At 52.8% G+C, this 20,758-nt stretch carries 18 protein-coding genes and 1 tRNA gene; 5 read left to right on the top strand and 14 right to left on the bottom strand.

The window, feature by feature from the left end:
• Window positions 1-234 precede the first annotated feature (234 nt).
• Window positions 235-1,416: a hypothetical protein gene (locus ACS5NO_RS05500; RefSeq protein ID WP_439414204.1), complete on the bottom strand. Its 1,182-nt coding sequence runs from the start codon at window positions 1,414-1,416 to the stop codon at window positions 235-237.
• 38 nt (window positions 1,417-1,454) lie between these two features.
• Window positions 1,455-2,882 carry a tRNA wybutosine-synthesizing protein 4 beta-propeller domain-containing protein gene (locus ACS5NO_RS05495; protein ID WP_439414203.1) on the bottom strand — a complete coding sequence of 476 codons (1,428 nt, stop codon included), beginning with the start codon at window positions 2,880-2,882 and terminating at the stop codon, window positions 1,455-1,457.
• A 195-nt stretch (window positions 2,883-3,077) separates the two neighbouring features.
• Between ACS5NO_RS05495 and ACS5NO_RS05490 the strand changes: the two genes are divergently transcribed.
• The 3 genes from ACS5NO_RS05490 to ACS5NO_RS05480 all read left to right on the top strand — a co-directional run bounded on the left by ACS5NO_RS05490 (window position 3,078) and on the right by ACS5NO_RS05480 (window position 6,260).
• Entirely contained in the window at window positions 3,078-4,493 is a 1,416-nt protein-coding gene (locus tag ACS5NO_RS05490) for a sensor histidine kinase (RefSeq protein ID WP_439414202.1), read from the top strand.
• A gap of 54 nt (window positions 4,494-4,547) precedes the next feature.
• Complete coding sequence (locus ACS5NO_RS05485) at window positions 4,548-5,495, top strand: esterase-like activity of phytase family protein (protein ID WP_439414201.1); 948 nt, start codon at window positions 4,548-4,550, stop codon at window positions 5,493-5,495.
• Between the two features lie 222 nt (window positions 5,496-5,717).
• The gene (locus ACS5NO_RS05480; protein ID WP_439414200.1) at window positions 5,718-6,260 is read left to right on the top strand and encodes a C40 family peptidase; all 543 of its coding nucleotides are present in this window, start codon (window positions 5,718-5,720) and stop codon (window positions 6,258-6,260) included.
• Here the strand turns inward: ACS5NO_RS05480 and argB are convergent.
• From argB to ACS5NO_RS05430, 10 genes are all read right to left on the bottom strand, one after another.
• On the bottom strand, window positions 6,257-7,054 hold the full coding sequence (gene argB, locus ACS5NO_RS05475; protein WP_439414199.1) for an acetylglutamate kinase: 798 nt from the start codon (window positions 7,052-7,054) through the stop codon (window positions 6,257-6,259). The genes ACS5NO_RS05480 and argB overlap by 4 nt on opposite strands.
• Window positions 7,051-7,998 carry an N-acetylornithine carbamoyltransferase gene (locus ACS5NO_RS05470; RefSeq protein ID WP_439414198.1) on the bottom strand — a complete coding sequence of 316 codons (948 nt, stop codon included), beginning with the start codon at window positions 7,996-7,998 and terminating at the stop codon, window positions 7,051-7,053. The genes argB and ACS5NO_RS05470 overlap by 4 nt, the downstream gene beginning before the upstream one ends.
• Window positions 7,999-8,026: 28 nt before the next feature.
• A complete protein-coding gene (locus tag ACS5NO_RS05465; RefSeq protein WP_439414197.1) occupies window positions 8,027-9,154 on the bottom strand; it encodes an aspartate aminotransferase family protein in 1,128 nt (375 codons plus the stop codon).
• 147 nt (window positions 9,155-9,301) lie between these two features.
• Window positions 9,302-10,459: a hypothetical protein gene (locus ACS5NO_RS05460; protein ID WP_439414196.1), complete on the bottom strand. Its 1,158-nt coding sequence runs from the start codon at window positions 10,457-10,459 to the stop codon at window positions 9,302-9,304.
• 215 nt (window positions 10,460-10,674) lie between these two features.
• Entirely contained in the window at window positions 10,675-11,403 is a 729-nt protein-coding gene (locus tag ACS5NO_RS05455) for an alpha/beta fold hydrolase (protein WP_439414195.1), read from the bottom strand.
• A gap of 132 nt (window positions 11,404-11,535) precedes the next feature.
• Window positions 11,536-12,183 (bottom strand): hypothetical protein, encoded by a 648-nt coding sequence (locus ACS5NO_RS05450; protein ID WP_439414194.1) that lies wholly within the window; start codon window positions 12,181-12,183, stop codon window positions 11,536-11,538.
• A gap of 223 nt (window positions 12,184-12,406) precedes the next feature.
• Window positions 12,407-13,054: a hypothetical protein gene (locus ACS5NO_RS05445; protein WP_439414193.1), complete on the bottom strand. Its 648-nt coding sequence runs from the start codon at window positions 13,052-13,054 to the stop codon at window positions 12,407-12,409.
• Window positions 13,055-13,189: 135 nt separating this feature from the next.
• Complete coding sequence (gene clpX, locus ACS5NO_RS05440) at window positions 13,190-14,425, bottom strand: ATP-dependent Clp protease ATP-binding subunit ClpX (protein ID WP_138989556.1); 1,236 nt, start codon at window positions 14,423-14,425, stop codon at window positions 13,190-13,192.
• A gap of 239 nt (window positions 14,426-14,664) precedes the next feature.
• On the bottom strand, window positions 14,665-15,129 hold the full coding sequence (locus tag ACS5NO_RS05435) for a heme-binding domain-containing protein (RefSeq protein ID WP_439414192.1): 465 nt from the start codon (window positions 15,127-15,129) through the stop codon (window positions 14,665-14,667).
• Window positions 15,130-15,232: 103 nt separating this feature from the next.
• Window positions 15,233-15,907 (bottom strand): ClpP family protease, encoded by a 675-nt coding sequence (locus ACS5NO_RS05430; RefSeq protein ID WP_114409442.1) that lies wholly within the window; start codon window positions 15,905-15,907, stop codon window positions 15,233-15,235.
• Window positions 15,908-16,135: 228 nt separating this feature from the next.
• Between ACS5NO_RS05430 and ACS5NO_RS05425 the strand changes: the two genes are divergently transcribed.
• On the top strand, window positions 16,136-16,534 hold the full coding sequence (locus ACS5NO_RS05425) for a helix-turn-helix domain-containing protein (protein WP_439414191.1): 399 nt from the start codon (window positions 16,136-16,138) through the stop codon (window positions 16,532-16,534).
• A 126-nt stretch (window positions 16,535-16,660) separates the two neighbouring features.
• On the opposite strand, the gene tig is transcribed toward ACS5NO_RS05425, so the two are convergent.
• Together tig and ACS5NO_RS05415 are read right to left on the bottom strand one after the other, a co-directional pair.
• A complete protein-coding gene (tig, locus tag ACS5NO_RS05420; protein WP_439414190.1) occupies window positions 16,661-18,019 on the bottom strand; it encodes a trigger factor in 1,359 nt (452 codons plus the stop codon).
• Between the two features lie 115 nt (window positions 18,020-18,134).
• A tRNA-Leu gene (locus tag ACS5NO_RS05415) sits at window positions 18,135-18,216 on the bottom strand.
• A 259-nt stretch (window positions 18,217-18,475) separates the two neighbouring features.
• Here ACS5NO_RS05415 and ACS5NO_RS05410 point away from each other — a divergent pair.
• Window positions 18,476-20,722, top strand: coding sequence for a RelA/SpoT family protein (locus tag ACS5NO_RS05410; protein ID WP_114409445.1), 2,247 nt, complete (start codon window positions 18,476-18,478; stop codon window positions 20,720-20,722).
• Window positions 20,723-20,758 lie beyond the last annotated feature (36 nt).

The raw sequence follows: 20,758 nt of genomic DNA, 5'->3' as shown, positions 1-20,758 counted from the left end.
AAGGAGTATATTGCCAGAATTGGCCCATTAGATTGGTGCAGGGAGTCCCCGAAACGCTCCGGTATTGGTGAAATAAATAGGCGCTATTGCCAAGAGATTCCACCTGAAATTCATACGTCGTGCATCCTGCTCCGCCAGCGGGCGATCGGTAGATGGCATCCGGTGCCTGAGCCGTTGACCACGCTTGTGCAGCAAAATCATAGGTAAAGTATTTATCGGCCTGTTGCACAAACGTCAGCTTTCCACCCACCAGGTAGGCTTTGCCACTATACGCCCCCCCTGTATATCCACCGGGGAAGCGGTTTTCTGAGTCCAGACATCGGCAACGGCATCGTATTCCCACAAATCCTTGAAACTCCCGAAATTTTCAGTACTCCCGCCCATTATATACCCTTTTCCATTATACACCGTCCCATAGGCCCCAAAGCGAGCCTCTCCGGGAAAATCTTTCTTTTTGGTCCATTTGTCCGTGGTTGGGTCATATTCATAAACCGCTTTACCGGGTTCTATTAGCGTTGCCGTATTGGACCCGGTTTTGCTGTATCCACCGCCAACGACATACCCTTTGCCATTCAGCACCATCGTAGTCCGCCAGTTGCCGATGAAGGGAACCGAACCTTTGGGTGTCCATTTGTCCGCTGCGGGATCGTAGACATACATCGTGGACGTCGTGATGTTGGCTCCCCCCAGAAGCGTGAGCATCGTATACGCCTTCCCTCCGATGGACATGACGGGAAGCGTGTAATTCACATTAAAACCGTTCGTTACCGGCAAAGCCGCCTTCTGGCTCCATTTATCCTGAGCCGGATCGTATTCCCACAAATCATTGAGTTCAACCTTCGGCGATTTGGTTTCATCCGTTCCTCCCAGCACATACAGCTTCCCGTTCAGCGTAAACACGCGCGACAGCCGTCGGCTTTGCCCCGGAAAATTAGCTTTGCTCACCACCCCGCCCGTGGACACCGTCGCTGAGGTGGGTGCTTCGGTTTTGAAATCCACTTTCATACTGATCTGCCCGACTTTGTTCACCGCAAAAAAGTAAACGGTATACGCCGTATTGGGCAACAGATTGGTCAGTTTGGCGGTGACCGTCAGCGGAAAGGGGCCGCTCGTAGCCCCCAGGCTCACTTGTTTGGATTCCTTTCCGGTTTCGGCATAGGTATAGCCGTGCTGCGTGATGGCTTCCCCGCCATTACTCCCCAGAACCGCCGACACCTGCGCCGAGGTGCTGGCAATGCCGGTGATGGCCGGGGCGGTTTTGACAACCGGGATGGTGGCCGCCCCCGTCACCGAGGTGTTGCTGCCGGGGGGCGTTGTGCCGCCGGGCGTCGCCGGATCGGGTTCCGATTTTTTGCAATGGAGCAAGGCTATCGCCAGGCTTGTGAAAATCACAAGCGAAAACAGACGCGTTCTCATGAAGGAATCAGTTAGATGGAATGGTCAGAGTCAGTCGCTTATTTTTTTACAAACTCATAGAGTTTGCCCATTTCCTCCTTATCACAGGCCGTTAGATTGGCAACCTGTTTGGTGTTGCTAATCACCGCAAAAATCCGGTCACCAACGTGCACGATATTCAGACTGCTTCTCGGATAAGCATCGCAGGCTTTGGGATAGGGTAACAGATTGGTTAATTGAGGAGTCACCTTGAGGGGGTCCAGCGTGAGGACAATGGGCATCACGCCATCCCGGTATTGCTGTCCCGTCCAGGTGTTGTACTCCACGATTCTATCGCTACTGAATCCGAGCGACTTTGAACTGCCACCCGCACCGAGGTAATCCCGGGTAGATGCGGTTGTCCATTTGTCCGTTGCAGGGTCATACGACAGCGTAGAAATCGGCTGCCCTGACTCAGAGGCTCCAATGACCAACCCCTTTCCGTTTATAGAAGCTCCGATAGAACCGCCTTGTAGCGGACCGGTCAGATCGGCTTTCTGCGTCCATTTGTCGGATGAAATCGTGTATTCCCACACTTTCTTGACAAAACCGGTCGAACTGCTATGCCCGGCAAAATAGGCCTTATCACCGATCACAAAGGTGGCTGTTCCGAAGGGGTCGAAGCCCGCTGGCAAAGCGCCTTTGACCGACCATTTATTGGCAACCGGGTCAAACTCATGGACGTTGGCTTTTACATCGGCGGGTGTGGGGCCAACCCCCGCCGGGAAAAAGATCTTTCCGTTGGCAACCAGCGGTCGAATGGGCGGGAAGAAAATGGCCGATTGCGTAAAAGCGGTTTTGGCTTTTTCGGTCCAGCGATTGCCCGCCGGGTCGTATTCCCAGGCGTCGTAAAACCTCTGTGTAGCACTGTAACCCCCTAACAGGTAAACCTTGTCGTTGACGGCTACCAACCAGAAATCATTGCGCGGATCGGCGGGAAATTTGGCCCGTTCAACCCAGGTCCCGCTCAGTTCTCCGGGCACGGTCGTGGTAGCAGCCGCTGTCTTCACCTGGGCCACGGTTCCATAACCGGTTCCCTTGTCGTTGGTGGCATAGGCGCGCAGGTAGTAAGTTGTGTTGGCTTCCAGGCCGGTCAGCTTACCGGTGATCGTCAGCGGAAACGGCCCGCTGGTGGCTCCCAGTTCGGTTTTGCTGTCGGCGGTGGTGGGCGTCTGGCTGGTTTTGCTGTAGACAAAACCGTGCTGGCTAATGGCCGAACCGCCGTTGCCGCTGATCACTCCCGATGCCGTGGCCGAGGTCGATGCCACAGCGGACGTGGTGGGGGCGGTGGCCGTGTTGACCAGAGGGGCGGTGCTGGTGCCCGTCACCGATGTCCCGCTGCCGGGGGGCGTGGTGCTGCCGGGGGTGACAGGGTCGGTGCTTTTCTTACACTGAAACAGGGTAAAAATGACTACGACAAAAAGTGTGAGGTAAAGGACTTGTTTCATGGCCGGGATATAGGCGAAAAGCCGTCGTTTGTTAGAACCAGCCCAAAGGTAGGCCCACCCGGAACGCCCGTCAATCCCATGATCATGTGACGGGACAAACCCCTGGCGATTACGTAGAAATACGCATTTTTGTAAACGGCAGCAAAATAACAGACCATCCTGTGTAGTTTGTAGGATCGATTGCCTCTACCCCGCATGAACCGTTTCCCCGACTACCCAACCCTGCGTATTTTTCTGGATGGCATGTTGTTTATGATGCTGATCTACACCCTGATTTCGTATGTCTGGCACCGAAAGCGGCTTCATTTTCTCTATAGTGCCTACATCATCAGCCTGTTGAGCTACTTCCATCTCAACGACTTATGTCATCTTTATATCGACACCCATGCCCCGGATGACCTGACCAACCGGACATTGCTGGCCGAAAGCGTCGTGCAATGCCTTTCTTTCATCATCTATGGCCGTTTTGCCATTGCACTGATGGATCTGCGGACAAACGATCGGGTGAGCGTTCGGCTGATCAACGCGATTGCCGCCCTGGCTCTGCTGCTGATTGTCTTTGATTCCATCACATTTCTGACGGCTACAACGGATGGCCCATTCCAGCGGGCATTCTACATCGCAAGCCGGTATTTTGTCTGCTTTTGTGCCCTGGCGACCGTTCCCCGCATTCTTAGGCTGCGAAATCAGGTGGTATCATTTTTCATTACCGGCACCTTGTTCTACGTTTCGGGAGCGCTATTGGGCCTGGTTATGCACCAGTTTGGCTGGGACAACCGCCAGCCGGATGCGCCATTTACCTTTCCGATGATTCCGATGGAGATTGGCGTTGTGCTGGAAACCATCTGCATTTCGGTCGGCATTTCGTTGCTAAACCGGCAAACCGAGCGGGAAAAAATTCAATTTCAGGCTCAGCTCATTGAACAATTGCAGGAAAACGAACGCAAACAGCAGCAACTTCAGCGGATTCGCGACGACATCGCCCGCGACCTGCACGACGAAATTGGCTCCGACCTCAGCGGCATCAGCATCCTCAGTGGCGTGGCCATCCGGCAACTCGACCACCAGCCCGAAAAAGTACGGACGGCCCTGACCATCATTGGCGAAACCACTCAAAACGTCATGTCGGCCATGCGGGAAATCATCTGGAGCCTGAACTCTACCCAGGATTCGATGGAACAGTTGAGCCTGCGCCTGAAAGAAACCGCCTATAATCTGTTTGAACATACGCCCGTAGACCTGGAAATAACATTTCAGAAGAACCTCCCGGCGGGTTTGCTCTCCCCCCAGCACCGGCGCGATTTTTTCCTGATCTACAAGGAAATTCTGCACAACATCGTCCGTCACGCCCACGCCCACACGGTTACGATCAATCTGACGGTAACCCAGGAAACCCTCGGGCTGGTGATCCGCGACAATGGCGTGGGTTTTAACCCGAAGAATCCCCGAACCGGCAGCGGTTTGACCAACATGCACCAGCGTATGGCCCGACTTGGGGGTGAGATCGACATCCGCTCGCAGCCCGGCGAAGGCACAACGATCACCGTTCGTTGTCTGGTTCCGGCGTCCCAGGCCGAAGTCGTCGCCCCCGGCCCTCCCATAATGATGTGAGGACGGGCGGTTTTTGCATTTTGTCTTTTGGTACCACACACCGTACTTTGCTTTATGAAAAACCTCTTGGGCATTGTCTTCGGTCTTGTCTGTACCCTTTCGGCCCACAGCCAAACGTTATCTTTTGCTTTCAAAGACTACCTGACACTGCCCCGCAGCCGTAACCTCCATAATATTTCCGGAATAGAATACATTTCGGGGCGGCAGGAATGGCAGTTGGCCGAAGACCGGGGAGCATACCACCTTTTCAAAACCATTCATCAGCTTTCCGACTGGGTCTGCAAGCCCGATTCAAACTTTCAAACGGGCCTGTTCCTCGAAGCCGTGCGGTATGATGCCTCCCTGGATACCTATTTTTTTGCCGTCGAAAACGATCAGGAATCCTACGTCGGTTTTAAACCGCATTCGCTCCCGCAGCCGGGCGATTCCATCCGGCGACTGACCTTGCCCCACGTCCTGCCCATCCCCAAAAAAAACAAAGGCATCGAAGGACTCGCCGTAACTCCGCAGTATCTGTGGGTTGCCCCCGAAGCCGGTTCGCGGGAAGAAGCCCGGGTCGACCATCCGCTGATTCATTTTTACCGGTATAAAAAAAGCAACGGCTCGGTGGTGTTCGACGCTGAGTTCAGTTACGAGATCGACCGGAATGTCTGCCCGAGCGACTCCAACGAAGCCCTCGGCGGGGTGTCGGAGATTATTTCGGTTCCGGGCGACGAAACCCGGCTGCTGGTCCTGGAACGCTGTTACGAAAAAACCACGAAGGCCGTCACCGTGAAACTCTACGAAGCGCAGGTGGACGAAACCCGTCGGCAACTCCTCAAACGGAAAGATAAACCGGCTTTCGATTTCAACGGGCGGAACGGTTTTCGGCCCGACAACCTGGAGAGCATGGCCTGGGGCGAAGACGTCGATGGCCGGAAAATCCTGGTGGTGATGTCGGACGATAATACCGGCAAAAACCAGTGGACCCAGATCATTTTGCTCGAAATGCAGCCCAACTGACTTTTTAGTAAGCGGCATCAAGTTCTCCTCCATTTCCGCCACGCTAAAGGGCCTCAAAAACCGCTTGCCCTCAGCAGTTTAGCCCTACCCCTACGCCTGTTGGTATCTAAAAGCCTACCATTATTTATTTGTTACCACTGTGTAAAAAGCAGTAAATTGTTTGGACTTTTTAGCAAACGGTTCTATTTTTAGAAATCGAAACTTGACTTGACCTACTAATTTATGATTAGAAAAGTGCTCCTGACAGCGCTTTGCGTTGTCTCGTTTGGCATTGCTCAAGCCCATCGCCCGCTAAAACGAATCGCAAAAAAGCACCCGGTAAACCATCCCGTTTCGGCGGATACCACCGATCAAACCGCTTTTTACGAGCGGATTCCCCTCGTTCACGACATTCTCGGCTACGCCAAAAAATACATTTCTTCGCGGTATCGCTCCGGCGGTTCGTCACCCCGCGGCTTCGATTGCTCCGGCTTCACCCGGTTTTGTTTCAGTAAATTCGGGATTACCTTACCGCATTCCAGTGCCGCTCAGGGCAACGTCGGTGTCAAAATCGATCAGGAGGTAGCCCGCCCCGGCGACCTTATTTTCTTCAAAGGCCACAGCTCACGCAGCAGTCACATCGGACATGTCGGCATGATTGTCGAGATTGTGGGCGACCGCATCAAGTTCATCCATTCGGCCTGGAACGGCGGGGTGCGTTACGACTGGCTGCACGCGAGTTACTACCAACAACGGTACGTCGGCATCCGGCGGGTGGTTGGCTAGGCGGGAACGCCCAAACGCAAAACCGTGCCGACACCACTCCCGCTCACGGCTTCAGCCACTAGGTTGGCGTGGCAGATAATGACGCGTTTCACCCCCTTTTCCACCGCTTTGAAGGCGTTGTCCAGCTTGGGAATCATGCCTTTGTTGATGACTCCCTGGCTTTTGTAGTCGGCGTAGCTTTCGGGGGTCAGTTCGGCAATCACGCTGTCGTCGTTGTCCGGATCGGATAAAACCCCCTTCTTCTCGAAACAATACACCAGCGTCACCTCGTTACGAATCGCCATGTCCACGGCAATCGCCGATGCCATGGTGTCGGCATTGGTATTGAGCAAACTTCCGGTGCGGTCGTAGGTCAGGGGCGCAAAAACCGGGGTCAGATTCTGCCGGACAAAATACTGAATCTGGCCGGAATTGACCTCTTCAATATCGCCAACAAAACCGTAGTCGATGGCTCCAACCGCCCGCTTTTTGGAAAGGACGGTATTGGCATCCGCACCGGTCAACCCGATGGCATCGACGCCAAGGGACTGTAGCTTCGCCACAATCTGCTTGTTGACCAGTCCGCCATAAACCATCGTTACCACATCAAGCATCGGCTGGTCCGTAATCCGTCGTCCCTCGACCATCGTAGTCGAAATGCCCAGCTTTTCGGCAACCTGGGTGGCAATTTTACCACCCCCGTGGATGAGAATTTTATGCCCGTGAATCCCGCGAAACGAAGCCAGAAAGTGGGTCAGTGCGTCGGGGTTGTCGATGACGTTTCCGCCTATTTTAATGATGGTCAGACTGTTCATAATCCTTGCAATACGCCTTTCAATACCGCCTGCGCCGACCATTCCCGGTTGGCGGCCTGTTCGATCACGAGCGATTGCGGACTGTCCAGCACCTCATCCGTTACTTTCATGTTGCGACGAACCGGCAGACAGTGCATGAATTTTCCGTTGTCGGTCAGCTTCATTTTATCCATGGTCACCATCCACGACGCATCCTGGGTCAACACCTGCCCGTATTGCTGGTAGGAGGACCAGTTTTTGCCGTAAATAAAATCGGCGCCTTCAAAGGCTTCGTCCTGATTATAGGATACGCGGGCGTTGCCGACAAACTCCGGTGCCAGGTCGTAGCCTTCGGGGTGCGTCACCACAAACTCGGCATCCATGTGGTTGATCCACTCGCAAAACGAGTTGGCCACGGCCTGCGGAAGCGGTTTGAAATGTGGGAGCCACGTCAACACGATTTTAGGACGTTTCCGGACTTTGAACTCTTCGATGGTGATGCAGTCGGCCAGCGATTGCAGCGGATGGCGCGTGGCCGATTCGAGATTGACGATGGGAACCCCGGCGTATTTTTTGAACTGGTTCATCACCACTTCCCGGTAATCCTGTTCGCGGTCTTTCAGGCCGGCAAAGGCCCGAACGGCTACAATATCGCAGTATTTGCCGACCACGGCGGCTGCTTCCTTGACGTGTTCGGCCTTGTCGCCGTCCATGACGGTTCCTTCCTCCATTTCCAGCCCCCAGCTATCCTGCCCCACGTTCATCATGATCACGTTCATGCCGAGGTTCTGAGCGGCTTTTTGGGTGCTCATGCGGGTCCGCAGACTGGAATTGAAGAAGATCAGGCCAATCGTTTTATTTCGGCCCAGCGACTGATCGGCAAAAGGATTCTGTTTGGCATTCAATCCCTCCTGAATGAGGGCATTCAAATCGGTTACGTCGTCGTACGCTAAAAAATTGGTCATTTCTAGTAGCAGAGTCAGGTTTAAGCGGTTAAGAAACTACGCGCACTTCTTTGCTCAATGCTTCCAGAAATACATCGACTTCCTCGCGGCCCAGCGCCAGCGAAGGCAGCAGGCGAATGGTATTTTTTCCCGCAACGCCCGTAAAAATGCGGTGTTCGAACAGCAACGAATTCCGCAATGATTCGACCGGGAAATCATATTCAATCCCGATCATCAAACCCCGGCCCCGCAGGTCTTTGTAACCACCAATCTGCCGAACGCCGTCCATAATATATTCACCGATTTGGGCAGCATTTTCGATCAAGTTTTCTTCCTGCATGATGTCCAGCACCGCAATTCCGGCCGTACAGGCCAGGTGGTTGCCGCCGAAGGTGGTGCCGAGCAAACCGTACGTCGCATGGAATTTTGGCGAAATCAGCACCCCGCCAATCGGAAAACCGTTGCCCATGCCCTTCGCCATCGTGATCAGATCCGGCGTGATGCCGCTGAACTGGTGGGAGAAGAATTTGCCCGAACGACCATAACCGCACTGAACCGCGTCCAGGATCAAAATGGCACCGGTTTCATCACACTTCTGACGCAGGGCTTGCAGAAACGCATTGCTAGCGACCTGAATCCCGCCAACACCCTGGATGCCTTCGATGATGACAGCACAGGTTTCGTCGGTAATACCAGCCTTTGCGGCTTCGATGTCGTTAAACGGCAGGAACGTAACGTGTTCGTTGTAGTTAATGGGGGCTACGATGGACGGGTTGTCCGTAGCCGCTACGGCTCCGGCGGTCCGGCCGTGGAACGACTTTTTGAAAGCCACCACGTTTTTCCGACCCGTATGGAACGACGCCAGTTTCAGGGCATTCTCGTTGGCTTCGGCCCCGGAATTGCACAGAAACAGCGCGTAATCCGGGTAGCCCGACATCGTGCCCAGTTTTTCCGACAATTCTTCCTGCTGCCGAATCCGTACGGAATTGGAATAGAACGAAATCCGGTTCAACTGCTCCGTCAACGCCCTGACGTATTTGGGATGGGTATGGCCGACTGAAATAACCGCGTGACCACCGTATAAGTCGAGGTAACGATCCCCCTTGGTGTCCCATAAATAGCTGCCCTGCGCCCGAATGGGTTCGATGTCGTAGAGCGGATAGACGTTGAAAAGCATTTTGAAACTGGATTAAGCGAATTACTAATTTCAGGTACTTGATTTTCAGCCTGCAATTTTACGCATTCTGACGATAAATCGTTGCTAAAAATGTAAAAAGCAGGCCTGACTGCCTGCTTTTGATAACCATCAATGGCGGACAGAGGTTCAAAGTCGGCCGGTGGGTCGTTTACCCGTCGCCAAAACCGCCACCTGATCGGGTGAAAAGGGGGCCTCGTACAGAGCCGTCGATTCGTGGTAGCAGCGGAAGAGGTCGGCAATGAAGTGAATTCGCTCGGTCAGATCGGCCCAGTCGCGCGCGCCGGTTTCCAGCAAGCTGTTGGCCGTCGGGTCGATTTGGAGCAGCAGCGTTTGCAAATCCGGATTGGTAATCAGCCGGAGCGAAGCCGGAAAATCCACCAGCAAATCGCGGCCCAGCCGCAGTCGTACATTGGGTGGAAAGGACATCGTCATCAGTTGTTCGGTCACCACCAGCCGAATCTGCTGATGGATGGCAGCCACCAGCGATTCGATGGCGCGATCCAGGGGGGCAATCTGACCGATGGTTTCCAGAAAGAGCAACCGCATTCGGCCCAGCACACTGCCCGCCGGAAACACGAGTTCCATCAGGCGGTTTTTCAGCACCGCCGGATCAATGGGAGCCATGTTGAGCGATTCGGCAATTTCGGGTTGCAAGCGGGTTTGTTCGTGAAACCCGATCCGGAGATTCGCCAGCAGCCGGAGTTCGGCCTGTTGCTTCGGATCGGTTTCAAACCAGGACTGGTAATACGACGTGAAAGCCTGCCGGAGATATTGCTGTCCCTCGGGTGGGTTGCCGGGCCGGAGTTCCCGTAAAAACTGTTCGAGATGAGCCGGATCGTAAACCGTATCAGGCTGGCAAATCGCCATAAACCGCGCAAACTCGCGCCCAATTTCGATAAATACCTTCCGGTTTCCCCGACTCACGGCCTCGCTTGCCCGGTTGAGCGCGGTCATAACGACGGTGTTCCAGATAACGCTTCGAATGGCATCCGGCTTTTGTTTGGCACCCAGTTGCCGCACCAGACCAATGATTTTCTGAATGGCCTCACCGGCTTCCGACTGAATGCGCAAACGCGCTTCCAGTTCCCGAACCACGTCCTCCCGGCGGATGGTTTGTCCGGCCTGTTTGGAGGCCCAGGTGGCGTAGGTACACCAGTTGGCTCCCGCGCCGGAGCGTTCGGCAAAAACCGACGAAAGTTCGTAGTAACACTGCGTAATCTGCAGGTTCCGAACCACCGGGTCGGTCAGGGCCGCAATTCGTTCGACATCGGCGACCATGGGCATGCGTCTGCTGCGTAAAGGGGTGTGGTGAATTGCGGATTCCGTCATAACTTCCATCCGTAGATATAGGCCTAAAGGTATCGCAAACCACCCGAAACCAGCCGGGTGATTTATTAATCGGTCATCCGGCTTTTATCCCCTTTCAGTTCCGGTTGCCGTAAAACGAAAAGCGGTATCAGGTTCCCCCCATACCGCTTCGGATTTATTCAATTGTGTCGTTATAAACCGGCCACAAAGTCCCGGATAGCCGTTATCACGTCGTCCGGACTTTCGATCATGCCCAGATGGCCGGCATTTTCCAGGATAACGGTTTTCGCATTGGGAACCGCTGTGAACAATTCCCGGCTTTTTTCAATCGGTACGATCTGGTCCTGCTGCCCGGCAATAATCAATACCGGGAAAGCGGCCTCTTTCAAAACCGCCGTCCGATCGGAACGCGAAGCCATGGCCTTGACGCCCGCAATGAGGGCTTCTGCCGGGAGTGTCGAGTACTGTTGTACGTACTGCTGCACCACATCCGTATGGTTTTTACGGAAAGTCTCTCCGAACATTTTAGGAACGGTTTGTTCGATAAAGGGCGCTGAACCGTTGGCCTGCATGGTGTCGACTGCCTTCTGCCGCGCCTGTTTCTTGGCTTCATCGTCGGCAAAAGCCGTTGAATTGAGCAACGCTAAACCGCTGACCAGCGCGGGATACTGTTCGGCAAAAGCCAGCGCAATGTAGCCCCCCATCGAATGGCCGACCAGCACGCACGATTCGATTTCCGACGATTGCAGAAGACTAAACAGGTCCTCGGCGTAGGCATCCATCGATTCGTGCCGGGTTTGTTGAGAAAGATCAGGTTTCACAACGCGGTAGTGGGTGGTCAGCTCGTCATAGACCGTATTCCAGATGGCCGCATCGACGCCGTGGCCGTGAATCAACACAATAACTGGTTTTTCACTCATCGTTCCATTGCTTTTAAGGTGTGTAGAGGTAATAACCGGGAAGTCTGAAAACAGTTCGGCGTAGTAGCCGACCCGGAAGTCGATTACTACGCCAAACTAAGTTATCTTTATGACCAAATCGGGTACGATTCGCTACGCCTGCGCGAGCACATCCACCAGAATCAGTACCAGACCGGCAATCAGTGCCAAAAGACCAATCAACGACAAGACCGGAATTCCCAAAATAACTAAAATCAAACCCACTACGCCGAGAATAACGCCCGCCCGGAGCGTCCGGCTCATGGCTTTTGCTTCGTCCGGAGCCAGCGAGTTTTTGATCTTCTTGTCGATTTTCTTCATCATCATCCGCTCCGCCAGATTCATTTTGTGCGTCGAGGTCAATGCTGAAGCCGATGCCTTCGTGGTCGTGGTAGCGGCTTTGGCACTCGCTTCCGCCAGCATGGTTTGAACGCGGGCCATCCGCTTCTCCAGCTTTTTGTTACCGGCCAGTTTATTATCATTGCGAGCAACGGTTTCCTGGAGTTTCTGCTCAACGTTTTTCAGCGCTGCCGCCGTAGTCAGGGGCGTTGCCTGCTCAGCGGGCGTCAGGGCCGGTGTTTCTACCGATGCCACCGCTACGTCTTCCGCAGGAGTCGGCGTGGCCTGAACCGCAGGAACCTCCTGACGGCTGCCAAAGCGCTCGACCGGCATTTTCTGATACGTAGCATAGGGACGGCTACAGGCACTCAACAAAGCTGAAGAAAGCAGTGCATACACTGCCAGTTTGGAAAATGTTCTCATGAAATGTAAAATGGAGATTAGATGAGTAATGTGTATTCGTTGTAAATGGGGGCAAAAAAGCAGAATGATTAGCATCCCTGCAAAACTTGGCCCTTTTTTTTACCAAAAACTCTACGGGCAACTGGATAATTTTATTTACCGCACTTAAAAACGGTCATTTCACGCCAGAACCGCGGAAAGGTGAGCGCCCGGTTTTTGAAACCGGGCGCTTTTATACGTTCCGTCAGACGATCAATCCGACCAGCAACAGAACAAGTCCAACAATGAGGAGCGTAATCCCGATGGCGTTGGAAGTCGTGGCTAAGTATAAAATCAAACCGACCAGTGCCACAATGGCACCCACGGTAACGATGACGTTAACGGCTTTGGGTGCGTTGGGGTGATTGGGTGCGAGGGCTCTTTTAATTTTTTTATCGACGTTTTTCAACATCAAGCGTTCGGCCAGATTGGTTTTTTTGGCTACACCAGCTTTGCGGGCATCCATCGCCGTTTGCGTGTTTTCAGCTCCCAGCATTTTCTGAATGCGGGCCATGCTTTTCTGTAGCTTGTTGCTCGTTACCTTGTTGGCACTGCTGGCGACGACCTGATCAACGGCCGCTTTGGCTTTTGCTACATCCGCTGACGGTGTGCTGGGTGTGCCGACGACCGCAGGCAGAGAAGAAGAAGGGATAATTGCCGCGTCTGGTTGGGTGGTGGCAAGGGCTTTTTCAGCAGACACCACTTCAGTAGGCACTGCTACCGGGGTTTGGGTTTTCCGGCTGCCATAATGCTCAACGGGCATTTTCTGGTAAGTGGCATACGGACGACTGCAGGCGCTGAATAAAACCGTGGCGATCAACGCATAAATCACGTTTCGGGAAGAAGTTTTCATACGGGTATAATTGAGGTTTTGACGAAGCATGATGGTTGCTTCGTATCCAAAACTTCCCAAAACCGGATTTGTTCTGTTTCCCAAAAAAAATCTGACGGACTGGAACCGGGAATATTCCGGTTCTAGTCCGTCAGGCTAGGCGGCTGACCGCAGTACGTGCAGCGACGACTTCCCGAATTTCTCCCGGGCGTAATCGACTGTGATGGTCAACTCCTTCACTTCCTTCGTTGAAGGCAGTTCGTACATGGCATCCGTAATGATCGACTCGCAAATGGAGCGTAATCCCCTGGCTCCCAGGTTATACACCATCGCCTGATCGACTACATAATCCAGGGCCAGATCGTCCCAGTACAATTGAATATCTTCCATCTGGAACAGCTTGGCATACTGCTTCGTGATGGCGTTTTTGGGTTCCGTCAGAATCCGGCGCAAAGCCTCAGAACTGAGGGGTTCGAGGTAGGTCAGGACGGGCAAACGGCCAATTAATTCCGGAATCAGACCGAATGATTTCAGATCCTGCGCCGATACGTGCCGCATCAAATGCGCGCGCTCCAGCGATTCGTTCAACCGGCGGCCACCCGAAAAACCGATGGGCCGGGCATTCACGCGCTTGCCGATGTGCCGGTCGATGCCGTCAAAGGCTCCTCCGCAGATGAACAGGATGTTTTCCGTGTTGAGCGCAATCATGCGCTGGTCGGGGTGTTTGCGACCGCCCTGGGGTGGCACATTGACGATGGACCCTTCCAGCAGCTTCAACATTGCCTGTTGTACGCCTTCTCCGCTCACATCCCGGGTAATAGACGGATTGTCCGATTTCCGGGCAATTTTGTCGATCTCATCGATGTAAACGATGCCCCGCTCGGCGTTCTCGACGTTGTAGTCGGCGGCTTGCAACAAACGGGTCAGAATGGTTTCCACATCCTCGCCCACATACCCGGCTTCGGTAATGACCGTGGCGTCGGCAATGCAGAAAGGCACCTGCAAAATCTTCGCGATGGTCCGCGCCAGATAGGTTTTGCCGGTTCCCGTATCCCCAACCATCACAATATTCGATTTCTCAATCTGAATTTCGTCATCCGTTGGCGGCTGCATCAACCGTTTGTAGTGGTTGTAAACGGCAACGGTCATTACTTTTTTGGCCTCGTCCTGCCCAATGATGTATTGGTCCAGGTAACTTTTCATCTCCATCGGTTTGACGAGATTGAAGTTGGGGCGGTCTTCCGGATTCGACCGTTTGGGTTTGGTTTCTTCCAGCACCACCTGATGGCCCTGCTCGATGCAGAAATTACAAATATGGGCATCGATGCCCGACAGCAGGAGGGACACCTCGTTTTTCCGTCGTCCGCAGAACGAACAGCTCACTTGTGGCATAAAAATTTTTCTAAACGATTTAGATCGCGTTTTCGCTTAACGTTGGGTATCAGCCGCCGGGTTCCGGCTCAACCGATAAAAAAGCAGAACCCACTGGGGAACCGGGTCGTGCCAAAACAAATATACTAGAAAATTCGGTTGGGTAATTGATGAGGGTGCATTCAGAAAACGATACGAGCCTGGAAAGCAAACCGAACCCGGTTTTGCGCCCCAATCCAGCCGCTTTTTGTGAAGACTTTTTATTTTTCGGGAATGACCCCCAGCCGCGCCCGCTCTGTTTTGACCCATTCGACAATCAGTTGCTGCTGGGCTTCGCTCAATTTGGCATCCTGATGAATCAGCGTATAGGCTGGCAAAGGCATGTGCCCTTCCTCCACTTCTTCCGCCATTTCCTCCAGCTTGTGATCCATGCGCTTTTTGTCGTACTGGGCAAAATTGGAGAAATTCAATTCGCTCTTTCCCTCATCGACGTGATTGGCCAGCCACAGGCTCACCGGACTGACGCTGGCATACCAGGGGTATGTTGTGTGGTTGGAGTGGCAATCGTAGCAAGCCCGTTTCAGGGTGGTCATCACCGCATCCGGTACCGTTACAAAATGCGTAACGTCCTGGGGCATATCTGCGGGTCCTTCATTTTTTTCGGGCCGAATAAATTGAATACCAACGAATAACACGACAAGTCCGATCAGGATATTCTTTTTCATAGCCGTAGTTTAGAGGAAGACGCTAAAATAGTGACTTTCCCGGTAAAAAAAACGGAAACCGTCGCAGACAGTTTCCGTTTTGGGCATCCGATTCTTCCGGATCTTATTTTTCCCGACGCAATACCTCATCGATCAGGCCGTATTCCTTGGCTTCTTCAGCCCGGAACCACTTGTCGCGGTCGGAATCTTTTTCGATCTGCTCCTTCGTTTTTCCGGAGTGATCCGCAATGATTTCGTAGAGTTCATCCCGCAGTTTCACAATTTCACGGGCGGTGATTTCGATATCAACCGACTGCCCCTGGGCTCCCCCCGATGGCTGGTGAATCATCACCCGGGCGTGGGGCAGTGCCGAGCGTTTGCCGGCGGCTCCTCCACAAAGCAATACCGCACCCATCGAAGCGGCCAGGCTCGTACAAACCGTGGCGACGTCGGGCCGGACATACTGCATGGTGTCATAAATTCCCAAACCGGCATACACCGAGCCACCGGGGCTGTTGATGTACATCAGGATATCCTTTTTCGGATCGGCAGATTCCAGGAAAAGCAACTGTGCGACAATGATGTTGGCGATGTTATCATCAACGCCCATCCCCATGAAGATGATCCGGTCGGCCATCAGCCGGGAGAAAACGTCGACTTCGCGGAAGTTCATCGGACGTTCTTCAATCACGGAGCGGGTCATATTTTCAACGGTATGGTTCACGTAGCCATCCACCGTCAACCCGTTCAGACCCATGTGGTGAACGGCAAATTTGCGGAATTCATTTCCTTGATTCATACTGATTATTCTTCTGTTTAGCGCAACGAAAATACAAACTTAACGCACTCTCTGGTATCCGGTTGTCAGCCTTCGTTTTTTTTTCCGGAACAAAGGCAGGTTGATGACTGAAAACCGGTTTTGAAACCAACTTCCCCTTTGTCCGTGTTACGATACAAAAATGGGCAATCAAACCCGGTTTTGATAGTCGGTTTGACTTATTATATTATCAGAATTTCTTGAGACGTCATGACGATAAGTTCCCAAATCCGTTTACTGCGCCAACAGAAGGGGTATTCGCAGGAAAATATGGCCGATATGCTGGGCCTCTCCACCACCGCTTACGGGGACATTGAGCGGGGAAAAACGGATGTAACGCTCTCGCGCTTGCAGCAAATTGCAACGGCACTCGGCACCACGGCCGCCCAATTGCTGTCGGGAGAAATCCAGCCCCACCAAGAATTGTACCCGGCCGAAGTGGTTCACCAGGTCGAAACGCTGAAATCCGCGCAGGAGCGGAAAGACCTGGAAATCGAAAAGCTGCGAATGGAAGTGGCCTACTGGAAACGGAAAGCCGAAGATATGACCCTAGTCGAAGTGGTTCGCCATCTCATTCCACCCACCGACCGAAACCGAATCGGGTTTTAATTCCCACCCTGTCAGGGTTTATAACCGCAGACAGGGTGGGAATTAAAACCCGATTCTTTAAACAACACCTCCACCGCGGTCAGGGTTTACAACCGAAACGTCGGCCCGGCGCTAACAGGGTAAGTATTATACCGGTTGGCGGGTGCTCACCAATTCCTTGAATTCATCCACGGAAACCGTCCGCGGCTCCAGCGTCAACTTGCTTTTGATCAGCTCGATCACTTTATCGTCGGACAGGCGGTTGTACATTTTCATGTAATTTTCGCCTTTTTCATCCATCAAATACTGCTGGGCAATCTTGTCGATGCTCTGGTTCATCGACTCATCATCGCCGTAGAAGCCGAACTGTTCGCGCACCATGCCCCGGGTCACGTTCAGCACGTCTTCGTAGGTCACGTTGATCTCGTTCTGGCTGGCAATTTTGTTTTTGATCAGTTGCAGTTTCACCGAACGGGCGAAGGCATCGTATTGCTCTTCCACTTCGGCTTCCGTCACACTGCCTTCGTTGGTGGTCAGCAACCACTGCTTCAGGAAATCATTCGGCAGTTCGATGGTAATGTTATCCAGCAAAGCCTGCTCAATATCAAGCCGTTCCAGCGTCGCTGACTCCCGTCCGTAGTTGCCTTTGATCACTTCCAGCACTTTTTCGCGGAACTGCTCTTCCGTTTCAACGGCATCTTTCCCCAGCACTTTATCGAAAAACTCCTGGCCGATTTCCGCCGGTTCGCTGCGGGTAATGTCATCGACGGTAAAGGTAAACTCACCTTCCAGATTGGCGGCTTCTTCCCCTTTCAGGCCAGTCGCCAGCCCGCGGGCTTTCTCGTCAACAAATGTTTTCTGAATATCGAAGGTGACGGTATCGCCTTTTTTCAGACCCACAAATTTCGGCAGTTCTTCGGCCGCGATTTGCTTGGTTGGGAAAGCGGTTTTGGTGGCAAACGGTTCGCCGTCTTCTTTCGCCTGTTGCTTCAGTTCGCCGTAAATCATGTCGCCTTCGGCTGATTCTTCGACGTGCCCCTGACCGCTAAACCGGGTTTTCAGTTCTTCGATGGTAGAATTCAACTCGGTTTCACCCGCTTGAATTTCGTAAGACGGTACGGGTGGCAAGGCGTCGAAATCGACTTCAAAGTCCGAAGCCAGGCCGATGTTATAATTGAATTCAAACTCATTCTGGCTATCCCAGTCGATGGCGTCGGCCTGCTCGCGGTCGGGCAGCGGATCGCCAACCACCTGCAATTTATGGTCGCGGATGTAGTTACTAACCGTGTTTTTCAATAACTCGTTGATTTCTTCCACCAGCACACTTTTGCCGTACATTTTCTGAATCAACGACGTGGGCACTTTACCCGGACGAAACCCTTTGATGCTGGCCCGACGTCCGTAGTCTTTCAATTTCTTATCTACTTCCGGCTGATAGTCGCTTTTCGAAAGCTTGATTTTCAGCGAAGCGTTGGTTTCCGTTGATTTTTCTAATGCAATTTCCACAGAAAAATATTGAGTGATTGAGTGAATGAAAGAATGAGTGAATTAACAAACGCGGATATAGAGATAAAAATCTATTCGCTCATTCGCTAATTCACTCATTCACAATTAAAACTTGTACGGGCGGAGGGACTCGAACCCCCATGCCTTGCGGCACCAGATCCTAAGTCTGGCACGTCTACCAATTTCGCCACGCCCGCGAATATCTAGTTTGGGCTTTTAGTCGTTAGGGGAGTGAAGCGTTCTGTATTCGCGCCCAAAGCCCGTCCTGTTCTAACTCCCAAACTAATTTTGGCCTGCAAAAGTACAAATGATTTCTGTATTGAGCAACCACTTCCTGAACGAGGATTATTTTTTCTAACTATTCCTTTGATTTGCTAAGCCAGTTTTCTAATATTAATGTATATCCTGTACCCGAAAGTGATGCAGCGTATAACCCAAGAAGAAGGACGCACCCCTATGGACATAACCGCTGAACCGGTCATTGATCTTGACCAGGAACGGAAAGAAATTTTGAAGTGCTACCGCCGGTTACTGCGGGAAGCGAAACCGATGTTGAAGGATAATGACGCCAAATTGATCAAAAAGGCGTTCAATACTTCCCTGGAAGCCCATCAGAGCATGCGCAGACGGTCGGGCGAACCCTATATCTATCACCCGCTCGCCGTTGCCCAGATTGCCGTTGAAGAAATTGGATTGGGAACCACCTCCATCGTTGCCGCCCTGCTGCACGATGTCGTGGAGGATACCGACATGACCATTGCTGACATCGACCGGCTCTTCGGTCCGAAGGTTGCCAGGATCATCGACGGCCTGACCAAGATTTCGGGTAAATTCGAATACGGCACCTCGCAACAGGCCGAGAACTTCCGCAAGATGCTGCTGACGTTATCGGATGATGTGCGGGTGATCCTGATCAAACTGGCCGACCGGTTGCACAATATGCGGACGCTCGACTCGATGCCCCGCGACAAACAGCTCAAAATTGCTTCCGAAACGATTTACATCTACGCGCCCCTGGCCCACCGGCTGGGGTTGAACGCGATTAAATCAGAACTGGAGGATCTGTATCTGAAATACGCCGAACCGGAAGCCTACAAGGACATTGCCCGGAAACTGCGGGAAACCAAGACCGCCCGGGATCGCTTCATCGCCCGCTTTATTGAGCCAATTGAGGAAGATTTGAAAGAAATGGGCTACGATTTTGTGGTGAAAGGCCGCCCCAAGTCCATTTATTCCATCTACAACAAGCTCAGTAAGCAGAAAAAACCGTTCGAGGAAATCTTCGATCTGTTTGCCATCCGGATCATTCTGAACGTGCCGCCAGAAAGCGAAAAAGCCGGTTGCTGGCAGGCCTATTCCGTCGTAACCGATCATTACAAACCCAACCCCGACCGGCTGAAAGACTGGATCAGCACCCCCCGCGCCAACGGCTACGAGTCGTTGCACACGACGGTCATGAGCAAAGCCGGGCAGTGGGTGGAAGTGCAGATCCGGACGGCACGCATGAACGAAATCGCCGAAAAAGGTTATGCCGCTCACTGGAAATACAAAGGCAACGAAACCCAGACCGGGCGCGGCATCGAAACCTGGATCAGTCAGGTGCGCGAAATGCTCGAATCGGCCAGCAACGAAAAAACCGGGGCCATCGAGTTTCTGGACGATTTCCGGAGTAACCTGTACAGCGAGGAAGTATTCGTCTTTACGCCCAAAGGTGACTTGAAGGTTTTGCAGCGTGGAGCCACGGCACTGGATTTTGCCTTCGACATTCACACCCAGATTGGGGCGCGGTGTATGGCGGCCAAGGTCAATACGACGCTGGTCCCGCTCAGTCATGTGCTGAACAACGGTGATCAGGTCGAGATCATTACCTCCAACAAGCAAAAACCGAACGAGGACTGGCTGCGGTTTGTGGTGACATCGAAAGCCAAAACCAAGATCAAAGACCTCATCAAGGAGGAGAACAAGCAGCACATTACGGATGGGCGCGAAGCCGTGGCCCGGAAACTGAAAACGCTTCGTCTGGAAATGACGAACGAAGTGCTGAATCAGCTTCGGGCGTATTTCGGTTCCAAAACGTCCAACGATTTCTTTTATCGCGTCGGCAAGGGACACATTGATGTTCAGGAACTGAAGCGGTTCAAGTCGGACAAGGAATCCAAGGAAAACCGCCAGAACAAACTCAATACCGACACGCTTCAGGACGGAAAACAGTTTGAAAAAGAACTGAAAAAACTCCACGGCGAGCGGGCCGACGCCGACATGCTGCTGATCGGCGAAGACATGGACCGGATCGATTACACGCTGGCAAAGTGCTGCAATCCGATCTCGGGCGACGACGTTTTCGGGTTTGTGACGGTAAACGAAGGCATCAAAATTCACCGAACCACCTGCCCGAATGCCGTCGAACTGATGTCGAACCACGGCAACCGGATTATCAAGGCCAAGTGGACGTCGCAGCGCGACCTGGCTTTTCTGGCCGGTTTGCGGATCACGGGCACCGACCGCGTGGGTCTGGTGAATGACGTAACCAAAATCATCAGCAACGAACTGCACATCAACATCCGGTCGATCACGATTGACTCGAAAGACGGAATTTTTGAAGGCACCCTGAAGTTATACGTTCACAACACCCGTCACCTTGAAGAGTTGATGAAAAAACTCGAAAAAGTCGACGGAGTCGTGAAAGTAGCCCGGTTTGATTAATTTTGTACTGCATTAGCGAGTTCTGGGATTTTGGAG

It is taken from the genome of Larkinella fluvii (assembly GCF_051857545.1).
Lineage (GTDB): Bacteria > Bacteroidota > Bacteroidia > Cytophagales > Spirosomataceae > Larkinella.
Note: the sequence above shows the minus strand (reverse complement) of the source record. Positions and strands in the feature narration are given on the sequence as shown.